The sequence below is a fragment of the Streptomyces silvisoli genome, from assembly GCF_029269905.1.
GTDB classification, from domain to species: Bacteria; Actinomycetota; Actinomycetes; order Streptomycetales; family Streptomycetaceae; genus Streptantibioticus_A; species Streptantibioticus_A silvisoli_A.
Genome location: NZ_JARJBC010000010.1, coordinates 39,986 through 55,191 on the forward strand (window position 1 = coordinate 39,986; position 15,206 = coordinate 55,191).

Genomic DNA, 15,206 nt, shown 5'->3' on the forward strand with positions numbered 1-15,206 from the left:
GGGAAGTCGCAGGGAAAGCGCCAGCCACCGGGTCCCAGAGCGTTACGAGAGACAGGACTACGGAGTAGCCATGGCGGGACAGAAGATCCGCATCCGGCTCAAGGCCTACGACCACGAGGTCATCGACTCCTCGGCGAAGAAGATCGTCGAGACGGTGACCCGTACTGGTGCGCAGGTCGCGGGCCCGGTGCCGCTGCCCACTGAGAAGAACGTGTACTGCGTCATCAAGTCGCCGCACAAGTACAAGGACTCGCGCGAGCACTTCGAGATGCGTACGCACAAGCGCCTCATCGACATCCTCGACCCCACGCCGAAGACGGTTGACTCGCTGATGCGTCTCGACCTGCCGGCCGGCGTCGACATCGAGATCAAGCTCTGAGGTGACGCGCGAGATGGCTAAGCAGATTAAGGGCGTCCTGGGCGAGAAGCTCGGCATGACCCAGGTCTGGGACGAGAACAACCGTGTCGTCCCGGTGACCGTGGTCAAGGCCGGGCCCTGCGTCGTTACCCAGGTCCGCACCGCCGACACCGACGGCTACGAGGCCGTGCAGATCGCCTTCGGCGAGATCGACCCGCGCAAGGTCAACAAGCCCCTCAAGGGTCACTTCGCCAAGGCTGAGGTGACGCCGCGCCGCCACCTGGTGGAGCTGCGCACCGCCGACGCCAGCGAGTACACCCTCGGCCAGGAGATCACCGCCGACGTGTTCGAGGCCGGCGTCAAGGTCGACGTCACCGGCAAGAGCAAGGGCAAGGGCTTCGCCGGTGTCATGAAGCGCCACAACTTCCGTGGCCTCGGCGCCGGGCACGGCACCCAGCGCAAGCACCGCTCGCCCGGTTCCATCGGTGGCTGCGCCACCCCGGGCCGTGTGTTCAAGGGTCTGCGCATGGCAGGCCGTATGGGCAACGAGCGGGTCACCACCCAGAACCTGACCGTCCACGCCGTTGACGCGGAGAAGGGCCTGCTGCTCATCAAGGGCGCGGTTCCTGGTCCGAACGGCGGCCTCGTCCTGGTCCGTACCGCGGCCAAGGGGGCCTGAGGTAACCGATGAGCACCATTGACATCCTTTCGCCGGCAGGCGACAAGGCCGGGACCGTCGAGCTCCCCGAGGAGATCTTCGACGCCAAGGTCAGCGTTCCGCTGATCCACCAGGTCGTTGTCGCGCAGCTGGCCGCTGCCCGTCAGGGCACGCACAAGACCAAGACCCGCGGCGAGGTCCGCGGCGGTGGCAAGAAGCCGTACCGCCAGAAGGGCACCGGCCGCGCCCGTCAGGGTTCGACCCGCGCTCCGCAGTTCGCCGGCGGTGGCGTCGTGCACGGCCCGGTGCCGCGCGACTACTCGCAGCGGACGCCGAAGAAGATGATCAAGGCCGCCCTGCGTGGCGCCCTGACCGACCGCGCGCGTCACAACCGCATCCACGTCGTGTCCGGCGTGGTCGAGGGCTCCGCCCCGTCGACCAAGGCCGCCAAGGCGCTGCTGGGCAAGATCAGCGACCGCAAGAACGTGCTGCTGGTCGTCGAGCGGGCCGACGAGGCCTCCTGGCTGTCGGCGCGCAACCTGCCCCAGGTCCACATCCTGGAGGCCGGTCAGCTCAACGCGTACGACGTGCTCGTCTCCGACGACGTGGTCTTCACCAAGGACGCCTTCGACCGCTTCACCGGTAACGGCGCCGCTGAGACCGAAGGGAGCGCCGCCTGATGAGCGAGGCGACTGTCGCCACCAGCAAGACGTTCACCGATCTGCGTGACGTGCTGCTCAAGCCGGTGGTTTCGGAGAAGAGCTACGCGCTGCTGGACGAGAACAAGTACACGTTCATCGTCGACCCGCGCGCCAACAAGACCCAGATCAAGCAGGCCGTCGAGTCGGTCTTCTCGGTCAAGGTCACCGGGGTCAACACGATCAACCGGCAGGGCAAGCGCAAGCGCACCCGCACCGGTTTCGGCAAGCGCAAGGACACCAAGCGCGCCATCGTGACCCTCGCCGAGGGCGACCGTATCGACATCTTCGGCGGCCCGGTCTCCTGAATCAGGAGTCCGAGTCGTCCGGAATCGGACGAGGACTGAGAAATGGGTATCCGCAAGTACAAGCCGACGACCCCGGGCCGTCGTGGCTCCAGCGTCGCCGACTTCGTCGAGATCACGCGGTCCACGCCGGAGAAGTCGCTGGTCCGCCCGCTGCACAGCAAGGGCGGCCGTAACAACGCCGGTCGTGTGACCGTTCGTCACCAGGGCGGCGGCCACAAGCGCGCCTACCGGGTGATCGACTTCCGTCGGCACGACAAGGACGGCGTGCCGGCCAAGGTCGCGCACATCGAGTACGACCCCAACCGCACCGCGCGCATCGCGCTGCTGCACTACGCGGACGGCGAGAAGCGCTACATCATCGCCCCGCGTGGCCTGAAGCAGGGCGACCGGGTGGAGAACGGCCCCGCGGCCGACATCAAGCCGGGCAACAACCTGTCGCTGCGCAACATCCCGGTCGGTACGACCATCCACGCCATCGAGCTGCGGCCCGGCGGCGGCGCGAAGTTCGCCCGTTCCGCGGGTGCCTCCGTGCAGCTGCTGGCGAAGGAGGGCTCCATGGCCCACCTGCGCATGCCGTCCGGTGAGATCCGCCTGGTCGACGTCCGCTGCCGCGCCACCGTCGGTGAGGTCGGCAACGCCGAGCAGTCGAACATCAACTGGGGCAAGGCCGGCCGCATGCGCTGGAAGGGCGTCCGCCCGACCGTTCGTGGTGTCGCGATGAACCCGGTTGACCACCCGCACGGTGGTGGTGAGGGCAAGACCTCCGGTGGTCGCCACCCGGTCAGCCCCTGGGGCCAGAAGGAAGGACGTACTCGTCGGCCGAAGAAGGCCAGCGACAAGTACATCGTCCGCCGCCGCAAGACGAACAAGAAGCGCTAGGAGCGGGTTTAGATGCCGCGCAGTCTGAAGAAGGGGCCCTTCGTCGACGACCACCTGATCAAGAAGGTGGACGTACAGAACGAGGCAGGCACCAAGAACGTCATCAAGACCTGGTCCCGCCGCTCGATGATCGTCCCGGCCATGCTCGGCCACACGATCGCGGTGCACGACGGCCGCAAGCACGTCCCGGTGTTCGTCACCGAGTCGATGGTTGGCCACAAGCTCGGCGAGTTCGCGCCGACCCGCACCTTCCGCGGCCACGAGAAGGACGACCGCAAGTCGCGGCGTCGCTGATCAGCGGAGTACGCGAAGACTCATGACTGACACCGAAGGGACAACCATGGAAGCCAGGGCCCAGGCGCGGTACATCCGCGTCACGCCCATGAAGGCCCGCCGCGTGGTGGACCTCATCCGTGGCATGGATGCCACGGAGGCTCAGGCGGTCCTGCGATTCGCTCCGCAGGCCGCGAGCGTGCCGGTGGGCAAGGTGCTGGACAGCGCCATCGCCAACGCCGCGCACAACTACGACCACACGGACGCCAACTCGCTGTACATCAGCGAGGCGTACGTGGACGAGGGCCCGACCCTGAAGCGGTTCCGGCCGCGCGCCCAGGGCCGTGCCTACCGGATCCGTAAGCGGACCAGCCACATCACCGTGGTCGTCGCCAGCAAGGAAGGGACCCGGTAATGGGCCAGAAGGTTAACCCGCACGGGTTCCGGCTCGGCATCACCACGGACTTCAAGTCCCGCTGGTACGCCGACAAGCTGTACAAGGACTACGTCAAGGAAGACGTCGCCATCCGCCGGATGATGACGCAGGGCATGGAGCGTGCCGGTATCTCCAAGGTGGAGATCGAGCGCACCCGCGACCGCGTCCGCGTCGACATCCACACCGCCCGGCCGGGCATCGTCATCGGCCGTCGCGGCGCGGAGGCCGACCGCATCCGCGGTGACCTGGAGAAGCTGACCGGCAAGCAGGTCCAGCTGAACATCCTCGAGGTCAAGAACCCGGAGACCGACGCTCAGCTGGTGGCCCAGGCCGTCGCCGAGCAGCTGGCCTCCCGTGTCTCCTTCCGTCGTGCCATGCGCAAGAGCATGCAGGGCACGATGAAGGCGGGCGCCAAGGGCATCAAGATCCAGTGCGGTGGCCGTCTCGGCGGCGCCGAGATGTCCCGCTCCGAGTTCTACCGCGAGGGTCGGGTTCCGCTGCACACCCTGCGCGCCAACGTGGACTACGGCTTCTTCGAGGCCAAGACCACCTTCGGCCGCATCGGTGTGAAGGTGTGGATCTACAAGGGCGACGTGAAGAACATCGCCGAGGTCCGCGCCGAAGGCGCCGCCGCCCGCGCCGGCAACCGCCCGTCGCGCGGTCCCGGTGGCGGCAGTGACCGTCCGCAGCGCCGCGGTGGCGAGCGCGGCGGCCGTGGCCGTCGGCCCCAGCAGGGCGGAGAGCAGGCCCCCAAGGCCGAGGCTCCCACCGCTGAGGCTCCGGCAGCGGAGACCACCGGAACGGAGGCCTGACCCCAATGCTGATCCCCCGTAGGGTCAAGCACCGCAAGCAGCACCACCCGAAGCGCGACGGCATGGCCAAGGGCGGCACCGAGCTGGCGTTCGGTGAGTACGGCATCCAGGCCGTGACCCCGGCCTACGTGACGAACCGGCAGATCGAGTCCGCTCGTATCGCCATCACCCGTCACATCCGCCGTGGCGGCAAGGTGTGGATCAACATCTACCCGGACCGTCCGCTGACGAAGAAGCCGGCCGAAACCCGCATGGGTTCCGGTAAGGGCTCGCCCGAGTGGTGGGTCGCGAACGTCAAGCCCGGTCGGGTGATGTTCGAGCTGTCTTTCCCGAACGAGAAGGTTGCCCGGGAGGCGCTGACCCGCGCCGCCCACAAGCTTCCGATGAAGTGCCGGATCGTCCGGCGCGAGGCAGGTGAGTCGTGATGGCGGCCGGTACCAAGGCGACCGAGCTGCGCGAGCTGAACAACGAGGAACTCGTTGCGAAGCTTCGTGAGGCCAAGGAGGAGCTGTTCAACCTCCGCTTCCAGGCGGCCACCGGACAGCTTGAGAACAACTCCCGGCTCAAGGTCGTCCGCAAGGACATCGCCCGGATCTACACCCTGATGCGGGAGCGCGAGCTCGGCATCGAGACGGTGGAGAGCGCCTGATGAGCGAGAAGAATGTGACTGAGACGAACGAGCGCGGTTTCCGCAAGACCCGTGAGGGCCTGGTCGTCAGCGACAAGATGGACAAGACCGTCGTCGTCGCTGTCGAGGACCGCGTCAAGCACGCGCTGTACGGCAAGGTCATCCGCCGTACCAACAAGCTCAAGGCGCACGACGAGCAGAACGCCGCGGGTGTCGGCGACCGCGTCCTCCTGATGGAGACCCGGCCGCTGTCCGCGACCAAGCGCTGGCGCGTCGTCGAGATCCTCGAGAAGGCCAAGTAATTCCTGAAGGCATAAGCCTTCTGGACAGTTCCGCCAGGCTCGGCAGGGGCTCGCACAGAGCCCCTGCCGGGAACCGGCAGACGATCAGGAGATAGACGTGATCCAGCAGGAGTCGCGACTGCGTGTCGCCGACAACACTGGTGCCAAGGAGATCCTTTGCATCCGTGTTCTCGGTGGCTCGGGTCGCCGCTACGCGGGAATCGGTGACGTCATCGTCGCCACCGTCAAGGACGCGATCCCCGGTGGCAACGTGAAGAAGGGCGAGGTCGTCAAGGCCGTCGTCGTCCGTACCGTCAAGGAGCGGCGCCGTCCCGACGGCTCGTACATCCGCTTCGACGAGAACGCCGCCGTCATCCTCAAGAACGACGGTGACCCCCGCGGTACCCGCATCTTCGGCCCGGTCGGCCGGGAGCTGCGCGAGAAGAAGTTCATGAAGATCGTCTCGCTCGCGCCGGAGGTGCTGTAACCGATGAAGATCAAGAAGGGCGACCTGGTCCAGGTCATCACCGGTAAGGACAAGGGCAAGCAGGGCAAGGTCATCCAGGCCTTCCCGCGCGAGGACCGTGTCCTGGTCGAGGGTGTCAACCGGGTCAAGAAGCACACCAAGGTCGGCCAGACCGCGCGTGGGTCGAAGACCGGCGGCATCGTGACCGTCGAGGCCCCCATCCACGTCAGCAACGTTCAGCTGGTCGTGGAGAAGGACGGCAAGAAGGTCGTCACCCGCGTCGGCTACCGCTTCGACGAGGACGGCAACAAGATCCGCGTTGCCAAGCGGACCGGTGAGGACATCTGATGACTGCCACCACCACTTCCCCGCGCCTCAAGCAGCGCTACCGCGACGAGATCGCGGGCAAGATGCGTGACGAGTTCAAGTACGAGAACGTCATGCAGATCCCGGGTCTGACCAAGATCGTGGTCAACATGGGTGTGGGCGACGCCGCCCGCGACTCCAAGCTGATCGAGGGCGCCATCCGCGACCTCGCCACGATCACCGGCCAGAAGCCCGCCGTTACCAAGGCCCGGAAGTCCATCGCGCAGTTCAAGCTGCGTGAGGGCCAGCCGATCGGCGCCCACGTCACCCTCCGGGGTGACCGCATGTGGGAGTTCCTGGACCGCCTGCTGTCGCTCGCGCTGCCGCGCATCCGCGACTTCCGGGGTCTGTCGCCGAAGCAGTTCGACGGCCGGGGCAACTACACCTTCGGTCTCACGGAGCAGGTCATGTTCCACGAGATCGACCAGGACAAGATCGACCGCGTCCGGGGTATGGACATCACCGTGGTGACCACGGCGACCAACGACGACGAGGGCCGCGCGCTCCTTCGTCACCTCGGCTTCCCGTTCAAGGAGGCGTGAGCCGTGGCGAAGAAGGCTCTCATTGCCAAGGCTGCCCGCAAGCCGAAGTTCGCCGTGCGTGCCTACACGCGCTGCCAGCGCTGCGGCCGTCCGCACTCCGTGTACCGCAAGTTCGGCCTGTGCCGCGTGTGCCTTCGTGAGATGGCTCACCGTGGCGAGCTGCCGGGCGTGACCAAGAGCTCCTGGTAATCCCCCAGTTGGGAAGCCAGGACTCTCGGTAAGCAAGAGTGGCAAGAGTGGGTGGCGGGTCCCGTCCTTCAACTCCCGTAGAGTAGAAGGGTTGGGCGCCCGCCGCCCATGACCGCCCGCGGGCCCAGCCCGCTAGAAGTCGCTTACTACGCCGTAGGTCCCCGCGCCGCACCCGTCCCCAGACTGATGGGGGAGAGGGATGGCGCATATAGGAAACCCCGGCGAGAGAGGCCACAGGCCATCATGACCATGACCGACCCCATCGCAGACATGCTCACGCGTCTGCGTAACGCGAACTCGGCCTACCACGACGACGTCGTGATGCCGCACAGCAAGATCAAGTCGCACATCGCGGAGATCCTCCAGCAGGAGGGTTACATCGCCGACTGGAAGGTGGAGGACGCCGAGGTCGGCAAGAACCTCCACATCAACCTGAAGTTCGGCCCGAACCGCGAGCGCTCGATCGCCGGCATCAAGCGGATCAGCAAGCCGGGTCTGCGGGTCTACGCAAAGTCCACCAACCTGCCGAAGGTGCTCGGCGGCCTGGGCGTGGCGATCATCTCCACGTCGCACGGTCTGCTCACCGACAAGCAGGCCGCCAAGAAGGGCGTGGGCGGGGAAGTCCTCGCCTACGTCTGGTAACTCGGGAAACGGAGGTAAAGCCATGTCGCGTATTGGACGGCTGCCCATCCAGGTTCCCGCCGGCGTGGACGTCACCATCGATGGCCGTACGGTCCAGGTGAAGGGTCCCAAGGGATCCCTCTCCCACACCGTTGCCGCGCCCATCGAGATCGCCAAGGGCGAGGACAACAACCTCGTTGTCACCCGCCCGAATGATGAGCGTGAGTCGAAGGCCCTGCACGGCCTGTCCCGCACGCTGGTGGCGAACATGATCACCGGCGTGACCCAGGGCTACAGCAAGGCGCTGGAGATCAGCGGTGTTGGTTACCGCGTCCAGGCGAAGGGCTCCAACCTGGAGTTCTCGCTGGGCTACAGCCACCCGATCCTCGTCGAGGCCCCGGAGGGCATCGCCTTCAAGGTGGAGTCCCCGACCAAGTTCAGCGTCGAGGGCATCGACAAGCAGAAGGTCGGCGAGGTCGCCGCGAACATCCGCAAGCTGCGCAAGCCCGACCCGTACAAGGCCAAGGGCGTGAAGTACGCGGGCGAGGTCATCCGCCGCAAGGTCGGAAAGGCTGGTAAGTAAGCCATGGCATACGGTGTGAAGATCGCCAAGGGCGACGCCTACAAGCGCACCGCTCGCAAGCGTCGCCAGATCCGTGGCCGCAAGCGGATCAACGGTACGGCGGAGACCCCGCGTCTGGTCGTGACCCGGTCCAACCGGGGCATCGCCGCGCAGGTCATCGACGATGTCGCGGGCCACACGCTGGCGTCCGCTTCGACCCTGGACGCCTCGATCCGGGGCACCGAGGGCGACAAGTCGGTCCAGGCCAAGAAGGTCGGCGAGCTGGTCGCCGAGCGGGCCAAGGCCGCCGGCATCGAGAGCGTCGTGTTCGACCGCGCGGGTAACCGGTACGCGGGGCGCATCGCCGCCCTGGCGGACGCCGCCCGTGAGGCCGGGCTCAAGTTCTGAGCCGGTTCCGTAGCAGCGGAAGTCAACGAGAGAGGTAATTCCAATGGCTGGACCCCAGCGCCGCGGTGGCGGCGCCGGTGGCGGCGAGCGGCGGGACCGGAAGGACCGGCGCGACGGCGGCGCCGCGGCTGAGAAGACCGCGTACGTCGAGCGCGTCGTCGCGATCAACCGCGTCGCCAAGGTAGTCAAGGGTGGTCGTCGCTTCAGCTTCACCGCGCTGGTCGTGGTGGGCGACGGCGACGGTCAGGTGGGTGTCGGTTACGGCAAGGCCAAGGAGGTGCCGGCCGCCATCGCCAAGGGTGTGGAGGAGGCCAAGAAGCACTTCTTCCGGGTCCCCCGTATCCAGGGCACCATCCCGCACCCGATCCAGGGCGAGAAGGCCGCGGGTGTCGTGCTGCTCAAGCCGGCGTCCCCCGGTACCGGTGTTATCGCCGGTGGCCCGGTGCGCGCCGTGCTGGAGTGCGCGGGCATCCACGACGTGCTGAGCAAGTCGCTCGGCTCGTCCAACCCGATCAACATCGTGCACGCCACGGTGGCCGCGCTCCAGGGGCTGCAGCGTCCCGAGGAGATCGCCGCCCGTCGTGGCCTGCCGCTGGAGGACGTCGCTCCCGCCGCTCTGCTGCGGGCGCGTGCTGGGGCGGGTGTCTGATGGCTCGCCTGAAGATCACGCAGACCAAGTCCTACATCGGTAGCAAGCAGAACCACCGTGACACCCTGCGTTCGCTCGGGCTGAAGCGCCTGAACGACGTGGTCGTCAAGGAGGACCGCCCGGAGATCCGCGGCATGGCGCACACCGTGCGTCACCTCGTCACGGTCGAGGAGGTTGACTGACATGGCGGAGGCTAAGCCGCTGAAGGTCCACAACCTCCGTCCGGCTCCGGGCGCCAAGACCGCCAAGACCCGTGTGGGTCGTGGTGAGGCGTCCAAGGGCAAGACGGCCGGTCGTGGCACCAAGGGCACCAAGGCCCGTTACCAGGTTCCGGAGCGCTTCGAGGGTGGGCAGATGCCCCTCCACATGCGGCTCCCGAAGCTCAAGGGCTTCAAGAACCCCGCCCACAAGCAGTTCCAGGTGGTGAACCTGGACAAGCTGGCCGAGCTCTACCCGCAGGGTGGCGAGGTCACGGTGGCCGACCTGGTCGCCAAGGGCGCTGTTCGCAAGAACGAGCTCGTCAAGGTGCTCGGCCAGGGCGACCTCTCCGTGGCGCTGCAGGTGACGGTCGACGCCGTCTCCGGCTCCGCCAAGGAGAAGATCACCGCCGCTGGCGGCACCGTCACCGAGCTCGTCTGAGCCTGAGCTTGTCCCAAGCTCGGTGACCAAACCAACCGGGGATGCCCAAAGAAGTCAGGGCATCCCCGGTTGGTCATTCCTCGGGTGGCTTCGTCGCCGGTAAGGTGGCGAGGTAACCCGTTGGTACCTCTTCGGTACCCACTCCAGTACCCAGTCGACCTCACGACCGTCACCTTCCGCGACGCGCGGGAGGCGCAGGAGGCACCGTGCTCACCGCGTTCGCCCGGGCGTTCAAGACGCCCGACCTGCGAAAGAAGCTGCTGTTCACGTTGGGCATCCTGGTGCTGTTCCGGCTCGGTGCGCACATTCCGGTGCCCGGGGTGGACTACCAGAACGTCAACCAGTGCATCAAGGAGGCCGGCGGCAACGGCGGTCTCTTCGGCATGATCAACATGTTCAGCGGCGGAGCGCTCCTGCAGCTGACGATCTTCGCGCTGGGGATCATGCCGTACATCACGGCAAGCATCATCCTCCAGCTGCTGACCGTGGTCATCCCCCGCCTCGAGGCCCTCAAGAAGGAGGGTCAGGCCGGTACCGCGAAGATCACGCAGTACACCCGCTACCTGACCCTGGCGCTCGCCATCCTGCAGGGCACCGGCCTGGTGGCCACCGCGCAGAGCGGCACGCTGTTCCGCACCTGCCAGGTCGGCAACCAGATCGTGCCGGACCAGTCGATCTTCCGCACCGCCGTCATGGTCATCACCATGACCGCGGGCACCGTCATGATCATGTGGCTCGGTGAGCTGATCACCGACCGCGGCATCGGCAACGGCATGTCGATCCTGATGTTCACCTCGATCGCCGCGGGCTTCCCGGGCTCGCTGTGGGCGATCAAGAAGTCCGGCAAGATCATTGGCGGCTGGGGCGAGTTCGCCATCGTCATCGCGGTCGGCCTGGCGATGGTCTGCCTCGTGGTCTTCGTCGAGCAGGCGCAACGCCGAATTCCGGTCCAGTACGCGAAGCGGATGATCGGGCGGCGGTCCTACGGCGGCACCTCGACCTATATTCCGGTGAAGGTCAACCAGGCCGGTGTCATCCCGGTCATCTTCGCCTCGTCGCTGCTCTACATTCCGGCCCTGGTCGTCCAGTTCAGCGGAAACTCCACGGCCGGGTGGGCCCAGTGGATCAGCACCAACCTGACCAAGGGCGACCACCCGATCTACCTGACCCTGTACTTCCTGCTGATCGTCTTCTTCGCCTTCTTCTACGTGGCCATTTCCTTCAACCCCGAGGAAGTTGCCGACAACATGAAGAAGTATGGTGGCTTCATCCCGGGCATCCGGGCGGGACGACCCACCGCGGAGTACTTGAGCTATGTGCTCAACCGGATCACCTGGCCGGGCTCGCTCTACCTGGGTCTGATCGCCCTCGTGCCCACGGTGGCGATCGCGTTCTTCCAGGGGAGCCAGAACAACTTCCCCTTCGGAGGCACCAGCATTCTGATCATCGTGGGTGTCGGCCTGGAGACCGTTAAGCAGATCGAGAGCCAGCTCCAGCAGCGCAACTACGAAGGGTTCCTCCGCTGATGCGAATCGTCCTCGTCGGGCCGCCTGGCGCTGGTAAGGGCACTCAGGCCCAGTACCTCGCCAAGAACCTGTCGATCCCGCACATCTCCACCGGCGACCTCTTCCGCGCCAACATCAGCCAGGGCACGCTGCTCGGCAAGAAGGCGCAGGAGTACATGAACGCCGGGCAGCTGGTGCCGGACGAGGTCACCATCGCGATGGCGGAGGACCGTCTGTCGCAGGCGGACACCGAGCAGGGCTTCCTGCTCGACGGCTTCCCGCGCAACCTCGCCCAGGCCAAGGCGCTGGACCGGTTCCTGGCTGACCGGAACCTGGCGCTGGACGCGGTGCTGGACCTGGAGGTGCCGGAGGACGAGGTGGTCAAGCGGATCGCGGGCCGCCGGATCTGCCGCAACGACTCCAGCCACGTCTTCCACGTCACGTACAGCCCGCCCAAGCAGGAGGGCGTGTGCGACATCTGCGGCGGTGAGCTGTACCAGCGCGACGACGACCACGAGGACACCGTTCGCAAGCGCCTTGAGGTCTACCACAACGAGACCGAGCCGATCATCGACTACTACAAGGCGCAGAACCTCGTGGTGACGATCTCGGCGCTCGGCAAGGTGGACGAGGTCACCCAGCGCGCCATGGACGCGCTGCAGCGCGCCAAGGCCGCCTAGTACCCCCACGGGCCGCAGGCCCGGTTTCCCGACGTAGCACGGTCGGCCGCGGCGCCCGAGTGGCGCCGCGGCCGTACTGTTGCTGTATTCCCAGGACTGGCTGACGACGGAAGGCGCGAGCCGATGGTGGAGATCAAGACCCCGGAGCAGATCGCGAAGATGCGCGCCGCGGGACTGGTCGTGGCGGCGATGCACAAGGCCTGCGCCGAGGCGGCGGTACCGGGGGCCAGCACCAAGGAGCTGGACGAGATCGCCGCCAAGGTGCTCTCCGACCACGGTGCCAAGCCGAACTTCCTGGGCTACGGAGGGTTCCCCGGCAACATCTGCACCTCGGTGAACGACGTCGTGGTGCATGGCATCCCGGACCGCGAAACGATCCTTCGCTCCGGCGACATCATCTCCATCGACGCCGGCGCCATCGTGGACGGCTGGCACGGTGACGCCGCGATCACCGTCTTCGTCGGCGACGGCCACGCCCCCGAGCTGCACGAGCTGAGCCGGGTGACCGAGGAGTCGATGTGGGCCGGGATCGCCGCGTTCCGGAGCGGTGACCGGCTGGTCGACATCTCCAAGGCGATCGAGTCCTACATCCGCCGCCAGCCGCGTCCGGCCACCGGCAAGTACGGGATCATCGAGGAGTACGGCGGCCATGGCATCGGCTCGCAGATGCACATGGACCCGCACCTGCTGAACTACGTCACCCGCAAGCGCGGCCGCGGCCCGAAGCTGGTGCCCGGCATGTGCCTGGCGATCGAGCCGATGGTGAGCCTGGGGGCCGCGACCACCCACGTCCTCGAGGACGACTGGACGGTCAAGACCGACGATGGTACGTGGGCCTGCCACTGGGAGCACTCGGTGGCGCTGACCGAGCAGGGCCCGCTGGTGCTGACCGCCGTCGACGGCGGAAAGGCGAAGCTCGCCGAGTACGGCGTCACGGCCGCCCCCGACCCGCTGGCGTAACGATCTCCCGGGCTGGGCATGCCGCTGGCACGGGCACGGAACCCCGATTCGTCATTCCGCGCGGGCTGACGTAGACTGATGCGTCGGCTCACGTATACCCGCATGCCTGCGTGCGTATATGCGAGTCGATCAAGGTAGCCGATCTCGAAAGGCGAAGCGTGCCCAAGAAGCAAGGGGCCATCGAAATCGAGGGCACCGTGATCGAGTCTCTGCCGAACGCTATGTTCAAGGTGGAGCTCCAGAACGGGCACAAGGTCCTCGCGCACATCAGCGGCAAGATGCGCATGCACTACATCCGCATCCTGCCGGACGACCGGGTCGTGGTGGAGCTGTCTCCGTACGACCTGACGCGCGGTCGGATCGTCTACCGCTACAAGTAGATCTCAGCCCGTTACCCCGCTCCCGTGGGGTGCTGGCACGACCCGGAGAACCTCACATCCCATGAAGGTCAAGCCGAGCGTCAAGAAGATCTGCGACAAGTGCAAGGTGATCCGCCGTCACGGCCGGGTCATGGTCATCTGCGACAACCTGCGCCACAAGCAGCGCCAGGGCTGACGCACGACGGCTGATTCGCACTCGCAGTTCTTCGCGCGACGCAGCAAAACACGTACATACGCAGTCACCCGACCCCTCGCGCGAGCGCGGGGACGACACCCCCGGTGGAGGCCGGGGACCCGGCTCGTAAGCCTTAGGAACGAGTCTTACGGGAACGGTGCTGCGGAAGACCTCCGACATCAACAGGAGCCAGATTCATGGCACGCCTCGCAGGCGTTGACCTCCCGCGCGAAAAGCGCGTCGAGGTCGCTCTGACCTACGTCTTCGGCATCGGTCGCACCCGTGCCCAGGAGACCCTGAAGAACACCGGCGTGAACCCGGACACCCGCGTCCGCGATCTGTCCGAGGACGACCTCGTCAAGATCAACCAGTGGGTCGACGCCAACTACCGCACCGAGGGTGACCTCCGCCGCGAGATCCAGGCGGACATCCGGCGCAAGGTGGAGATCGGCTGCTACCAGGGCCTGCGGCACCGCCGTGGCCTGCCGGTGCACGGTCAGCGCACCCACACCAACGCCCGCACCCGCAAGGGCCCGCGTCGCGCCATCGCCGGCAAGAAGAAGCCGGGCAAGAAGTAGTCCGAGAGCAGGACGCTGCAAGCGGTCCGTGCTGTAGGACCGACCACCTCCACGGGAGTAATTACCTATGCCTCCGAAGGGCCGTCAGGCCGGCGCCAAGAAGGTGCGCCGCAAGGAGAAGAAGAACGTTGCCCACGGGCACGCTCACATCAAGAGCACGTTCAACAACACCATCGTTTCGATCACCGACCCGACCGGCAACGTGATCTCGTGGGCCTCGGCCGGCCACGTCGGCTTCAAGGGCTCGCGCAAGTCGACCCCGTTCGCCGCGCAGATGGCCGCCGAGTCGGCCGCCCGTCGTGCCCAGGAGCACGGCATGCGCAAGGTCGACGTGTTCGTGAAGGGTCCGGGCTCCGGCCGGGAGACCGCGATCCGCTCGCTGCAGGCCACCGGCCTCGAGGTGGGCTCGATCCAGGACGTCACCCCGACCCCGCACAACGGCTGCCGCCCGCCGAAGCGCCGCCGCGTCTGACCAGCTGAAGTAGGAGAACGAAGACAATGGCGCGTTACACCGGGGCCGACTGCAAGCGTTGCCGTCGGGAAAAGCAGAAGCTCTTCCTCAAGGGAGCTAAGTGCGAGAGCGCGAAGTGCCCGATCGAGATCCGTCCTTACCCCCCGGGTGAGCACGGTCGCGGGCGCACCAAGGACAGCGAGTACCTGCTGCAGAAGCGCGAGAAGCAGAAGTGCGCGCGCATCTACGGTGTCCTTGAGAAGCAGTTCCGCGGGTACTACGAGGAGGCGAACAGGAAGTCCGGCAAGACCGGCGAGAACCTGCTCCGCATCCTGGAGTCCCGGCTGGACAACGTGGTGTACCGGGCTGGCTTCGCCAAGTCCCGCGACCACGCCCGTCAGCTGGTCCGCCACGGCCACATCACGCTGAACGGCCGCAAGACGGACATCCCGTCGGCTCGGGTCTCCCCGAACGACATCATCGAGGTCCGCCCGTCCTCCAAGCAGCTGACCCCGTTCCAGGTCGCCGCTGCCGAGGCCGGCGAGAAGACGGTTCCGGCCTGGCTGGAGGCCAGCCCGGCGAAGCTTCGGATCCTCGTGCACTCGCTGCCCGAGCGCCAGGTGATCGACACCCAGGTGCAGGAGCAGCTGATCGTCGAGCTCTACTCCAAGTAAGGGTTCGGGTGGTGTGGGCGGTACGGCGCC

The 15,206-nt window shown here is 66.6% G+C and carries 29 protein-coding genes; all 29 read left to right on the top strand.

The window, feature by feature from the left end:
• Positions 1 to 70 precede the first annotated feature (70 nt).
• The 29 genes from rpsJ (at position 71) to rpsD (ending at position 15,176) form a co-directional block, all read left to right on the top strand.
• Positions 71 to 379, top strand: a complete 309-nt coding sequence (rpsJ, locus tag P3G67_RS17530) for a 30S ribosomal protein S10 (protein ID WP_014144312.1) — start codon at positions 71 to 73, stop codon at positions 377 to 379.
• Positions 380 to 392: 13 nt separating this feature from the next.
• A complete protein-coding gene (gene rplC, locus P3G67_RS17535; RefSeq protein ID WP_269853738.1) occupies positions 393 to 1,037 on the top strand; it encodes a 50S ribosomal protein L3 in 645 nt (214 codons plus the stop codon).
• Between the two features lie 8 nt (positions 1,038 to 1,045).
• Entirely contained in the window at positions 1,046 to 1,696 is a 651-nt protein-coding gene (rplD, locus tag P3G67_RS17540) for a 50S ribosomal protein L4 (protein WP_269853737.1), read from the top strand.
• Complete coding sequence (rplW, locus tag P3G67_RS17545) at positions 1,696 to 2,022, top strand: 50S ribosomal protein L23 (protein ID WP_269853736.1); 327 nt, start codon at positions 1,696 to 1,698, stop codon at positions 2,020 to 2,022. The genes rplD and rplW overlap by 1 nt, the downstream gene beginning before the upstream one ends.
• Positions 2,023 to 2,064: 42 nt before the next feature.
• Positions 2,065 to 2,901, top strand: a complete 837-nt coding sequence (gene rplB, locus P3G67_RS17550; RefSeq protein WP_269853735.1) for a 50S ribosomal protein L2 — start codon at positions 2,065 to 2,067, stop codon at positions 2,899 to 2,901.
• A 12-nt stretch (positions 2,902 to 2,913) separates the two neighbouring features.
• Complete coding sequence (rpsS, locus tag P3G67_RS17555) at positions 2,914 to 3,195, top strand: 30S ribosomal protein S19 (protein ID WP_014178772.1); 282 nt, start codon at positions 2,914 to 2,916, stop codon at positions 3,193 to 3,195.
• Positions 3,196 to 3,241: 46 nt separating this feature from the next.
• Complete coding sequence (gene rplV, locus P3G67_RS17560) at positions 3,242 to 3,589, top strand: 50S ribosomal protein L22 (RefSeq protein WP_269853916.1); 348 nt, start codon at positions 3,242 to 3,244, stop codon at positions 3,587 to 3,589.
• Positions 3,589 to 4,422 carry a 30S ribosomal protein S3 gene (gene rpsC / locus P3G67_RS17565; RefSeq protein ID WP_276094305.1) on the top strand — a complete coding sequence of 278 codons (834 nt, stop codon included), beginning with the start codon at positions 3,589 to 3,591 and terminating at the stop codon, positions 4,420 to 4,422. Before rplV ends, rpsC begins: the two co-directional genes overlap by 1 nt.
• 5 nt (positions 4,423 to 4,427) lie before the next feature.
• A complete protein-coding gene (gene rplP, locus P3G67_RS17570) occupies positions 4,428 to 4,847 on the top strand; it encodes a 50S ribosomal protein L16 (RefSeq protein ID WP_269853733.1) in 420 nt (139 codons plus the stop codon).
• On the top strand, positions 4,847 to 5,071 hold the full coding sequence (rpmC, locus tag P3G67_RS17575; protein WP_255930069.1) for a 50S ribosomal protein L29: 225 nt from the start codon (positions 4,847 to 4,849) through the stop codon (positions 5,069 to 5,071). Before rplP ends, rpmC begins: the two co-directional genes overlap by 1 nt.
• Positions 5,071 to 5,352 carry a 30S ribosomal protein S17 gene (gene rpsQ, locus P3G67_RS17580; RefSeq protein WP_019888756.1) on the top strand — a complete coding sequence of 94 codons (282 nt, stop codon included), beginning with the start codon at positions 5,071 to 5,073 and terminating at the stop codon, positions 5,350 to 5,352. Before rpmC ends, rpsQ begins: the two co-directional genes overlap by 1 nt.
• A gap of 97 nt (positions 5,353 to 5,449) precedes the next feature.
• A complete protein-coding gene (gene rplN, locus P3G67_RS17585) occupies positions 5,450 to 5,818 on the top strand; it encodes a 50S ribosomal protein L14 (RefSeq protein ID WP_269853732.1) in 369 nt (122 codons plus the stop codon).
• A 3-nt stretch (positions 5,819 to 5,821) separates the two neighbouring features.
• Positions 5,822 to 6,145: a 50S ribosomal protein L24 gene (gene rplX, locus P3G67_RS17590; protein ID WP_255930075.1), complete on the top strand. Its 324-nt coding sequence runs from the start codon at positions 5,822 to 5,824 to the stop codon at positions 6,143 to 6,145.
• A complete protein-coding gene (rplE, locus tag P3G67_RS17595; RefSeq protein WP_269853731.1) occupies positions 6,145 to 6,705 on the top strand; it encodes a 50S ribosomal protein L5 in 561 nt (186 codons plus the stop codon). Before rplX ends, rplE begins: the two co-directional genes overlap by 1 nt.
• A gap of 3 nt (positions 6,706 to 6,708) precedes the next feature.
• Complete coding sequence (locus P3G67_RS17600; RefSeq protein WP_004571834.1) at positions 6,709 to 6,894, top strand: type Z 30S ribosomal protein S14; 186 nt, start codon at positions 6,709 to 6,711, stop codon at positions 6,892 to 6,894.
• 243 nt (positions 6,895 to 7,137) lie between these two features.
• On the top strand, positions 7,138 to 7,536 hold the full coding sequence (gene rpsH / locus P3G67_RS17605) for a 30S ribosomal protein S8 (protein WP_269853730.1): 399 nt from the start codon (positions 7,138 to 7,140) through the stop codon (positions 7,534 to 7,536).
• A gap of 22 nt (positions 7,537 to 7,558) precedes the next feature.
• The gene (gene rplF, locus P3G67_RS17610) at positions 7,559 to 8,098 is read left to right on the top strand and encodes a 50S ribosomal protein L6 (RefSeq protein ID WP_269853729.1); all 540 of its coding nucleotides are present in this window, start codon (positions 7,559 to 7,561) and stop codon (positions 8,096 to 8,098) included.
• A gap of 3 nt (positions 8,099 to 8,101) precedes the next feature.
• The gene (rplR, locus tag P3G67_RS17615) at positions 8,102 to 8,485 is read left to right on the top strand and encodes a 50S ribosomal protein L18 (protein ID WP_269853728.1); all 384 of its coding nucleotides are present in this window, start codon (positions 8,102 to 8,104) and stop codon (positions 8,483 to 8,485) included.
• 43 nt (positions 8,486 to 8,528) lie between these two features.
• Positions 8,529 to 9,134, top strand: coding sequence for a 30S ribosomal protein S5 (gene rpsE, locus P3G67_RS17620; protein ID WP_269853727.1), 606 nt, complete (start codon positions 8,529 to 8,531; stop codon positions 9,132 to 9,134).
• Positions 9,134 to 9,316 (top strand): 50S ribosomal protein L30, encoded by a 183-nt coding sequence (gene rpmD / locus P3G67_RS17625; RefSeq protein WP_014144331.1) that lies wholly within the window; start codon positions 9,134 to 9,136, stop codon positions 9,314 to 9,316. Before rpsE ends, rpmD begins: the two co-directional genes overlap by 1 nt.
• Position 9,317: 1 nt before the next feature.
• Positions 9,318 to 9,773: a 50S ribosomal protein L15 gene (rplO, locus tag P3G67_RS17630; protein WP_269853726.1), complete on the top strand. Its 456-nt coding sequence runs from the start codon at positions 9,318 to 9,320 to the stop codon at positions 9,771 to 9,773.
• A 206-nt stretch (positions 9,774 to 9,979) separates the two neighbouring features.
• The gene (secY, locus tag P3G67_RS17635; RefSeq protein WP_276094306.1) at positions 9,980 to 11,299 is read left to right on the top strand and encodes a preprotein translocase subunit SecY; all 1,320 of its coding nucleotides are present in this window, start codon (positions 9,980 to 9,982) and stop codon (positions 11,297 to 11,299) included.
• Positions 11,299 to 11,958 carry an adenylate kinase gene (locus P3G67_RS17640; RefSeq protein WP_276094307.1) on the top strand — a complete coding sequence of 220 codons (660 nt, stop codon included), beginning with the start codon at positions 11,299 to 11,301 and terminating at the stop codon, positions 11,956 to 11,958. The genes secY and P3G67_RS17640 overlap by 1 nt, the downstream gene beginning before the upstream one ends.
• Positions 11,959 to 12,081: 123 nt before the next feature.
• The gene (map, locus tag P3G67_RS17645) at positions 12,082 to 12,918 is read left to right on the top strand and encodes a type I methionyl aminopeptidase (protein ID WP_276094308.1); all 837 of its coding nucleotides are present in this window, start codon (positions 12,082 to 12,084) and stop codon (positions 12,916 to 12,918) included.
• A gap of 158 nt (positions 12,919 to 13,076) precedes the next feature.
• On the top strand, positions 13,077 to 13,298 hold the full coding sequence (gene infA, locus P3G67_RS17650; protein WP_014144336.1) for a translation initiation factor IF-1: 222 nt from the start codon (positions 13,077 to 13,079) through the stop codon (positions 13,296 to 13,298).
• A 61-nt stretch (positions 13,299 to 13,359) separates the two neighbouring features.
• Positions 13,360 to 13,473, top strand: a complete 114-nt coding sequence (gene rpmJ, locus P3G67_RS17655; protein WP_003956441.1) for a 50S ribosomal protein L36 — start codon at positions 13,360 to 13,362, stop codon at positions 13,471 to 13,473.
• 197 nt (positions 13,474 to 13,670) lie between these two features.
• Positions 13,671 to 14,051, top strand: coding sequence for a 30S ribosomal protein S13 (gene rpsM / locus P3G67_RS17660; protein ID WP_269853722.1), 381 nt, complete (start codon positions 13,671 to 13,673; stop codon positions 14,049 to 14,051).
• Positions 14,052 to 14,118: 67 nt separating this feature from the next.
• A complete protein-coding gene (rpsK, locus tag P3G67_RS17665) occupies positions 14,119 to 14,523 on the top strand; it encodes a 30S ribosomal protein S11 (RefSeq protein WP_014144338.1) in 405 nt (134 codons plus the stop codon).
• 26 nt (positions 14,524 to 14,549) lie between these two features.
• Positions 14,550 to 15,176, top strand: a complete 627-nt coding sequence (gene rpsD, locus P3G67_RS17670; RefSeq protein WP_269853721.1) for a 30S ribosomal protein S4 — start codon at positions 14,550 to 14,552, stop codon at positions 15,174 to 15,176.
• The last annotated feature ends 30 nt before the right edge of the window (positions 15,177 to 15,206 follow it).

Coding starts and splice junctions, on each gene's coding strand:
- rpsJ (WP_014144312.1), top strand. CDS start 71: ATGGCGGGACAGAAGATCCGCATCCGGCTCAAGGCCTACGACCACGAG.
- rplC (WP_269853738.1), top strand. CDS start 393: ATGGCTAAGCAGATTAAGGGCGTCCTGGGCGAGAAGCTCGGCATGACC.
- rplD (WP_269853737.1), top strand. CDS start 1,046: ATGAGCACCATTGACATCCTTTCGCCGGCAGGCGACAAGGCCGGGACC.
- rplW (WP_269853736.1), top strand. CDS start 1,696: ATGAGCGAGGCGACTGTCGCCACCAGCAAGACGTTCACCGATCTGCGT.
- rplB (WP_269853735.1), top strand. CDS start 2,065: ATGGGTATCCGCAAGTACAAGCCGACGACCCCGGGCCGTCGTGGCTCC.
- rpsS (WP_014178772.1), top strand. CDS start 2,914: ATGCCGCGCAGTCTGAAGAAGGGGCCCTTCGTCGACGACCACCTGATC.
- rplV (WP_269853916.1), top strand. CDS start 3,242: ATGGAAGCCAGGGCCCAGGCGCGGTACATCCGCGTCACGCCCATGAAG.
- rpsC (WP_276094305.1), top strand. CDS start 3,589: ATGGGCCAGAAGGTTAACCCGCACGGGTTCCGGCTCGGCATCACCACG.
- rplP (WP_269853733.1), top strand. CDS start 4,428: ATGCTGATCCCCCGTAGGGTCAAGCACCGCAAGCAGCACCACCCGAAG.
- rpmC (WP_255930069.1), top strand. CDS start 4,847: ATGGCGGCCGGTACCAAGGCGACCGAGCTGCGCGAGCTGAACAACGAG.
- rpsQ (WP_019888756.1), top strand. CDS start 5,071: ATGAGCGAGAAGAATGTGACTGAGACGAACGAGCGCGGTTTCCGCAAG.
- rplX (WP_255930075.1), top strand. CDS start 5,822: ATGAAGATCAAGAAGGGCGACCTGGTCCAGGTCATCACCGGTAAGGAC.
- rplE (WP_269853731.1), top strand. CDS start 6,145: ATGACTGCCACCACCACTTCCCCGCGCCTCAAGCAGCGCTACCGCGAC.
- rpsH (WP_269853730.1), top strand. CDS start 7,138: ATGACCATGACCGACCCCATCGCAGACATGCTCACGCGTCTGCGTAAC.
- rplF (WP_269853729.1), top strand. CDS start 7,559: ATGTCGCGTATTGGACGGCTGCCCATCCAGGTTCCCGCCGGCGTGGAC.
- rplR (WP_269853728.1), top strand. CDS start 8,102: ATGGCATACGGTGTGAAGATCGCCAAGGGCGACGCCTACAAGCGCACC.
- rpsE (WP_269853727.1), top strand. CDS start 8,529: ATGGCTGGACCCCAGCGCCGCGGTGGCGGCGCCGGTGGCGGCGAGCGG.
- rpmD (WP_014144331.1), top strand. CDS start 9,134: ATGGCTCGCCTGAAGATCACGCAGACCAAGTCCTACATCGGTAGCAAG.
- rplO (WP_269853726.1), top strand. CDS start 9,318: ATGGCGGAGGCTAAGCCGCTGAAGGTCCACAACCTCCGTCCGGCTCCG.
- P3G67_RS17640 (WP_276094307.1), top strand. CDS start 11,299: ATGCGAATCGTCCTCGTCGGGCCGCCTGGCGCTGGTAAGGGCACTCAG.
- map (WP_276094308.1), top strand. CDS start 12,082: ATGGTGGAGATCAAGACCCCGGAGCAGATCGCGAAGATGCGCGCCGCG.
- rpmJ (WP_003956441.1), top strand. CDS start 13,360: ATGAAGGTCAAGCCGAGCGTCAAGAAGATCTGCGACAAGTGCAAGGTG.
- rpsM (WP_269853722.1), top strand. CDS start 13,671: ATGGCACGCCTCGCAGGCGTTGACCTCCCGCGCGAAAAGCGCGTCGAG.
- rpsK (WP_014144338.1), top strand. CDS start 14,119: ATGCCTCCGAAGGGCCGTCAGGCCGGCGCCAAGAAGGTGCGCCGCAAG.
- rpsD (WP_269853721.1), top strand. CDS start 14,550: ATGGCGCGTTACACCGGGGCCGACTGCAAGCGTTGCCGTCGGGAAAAG.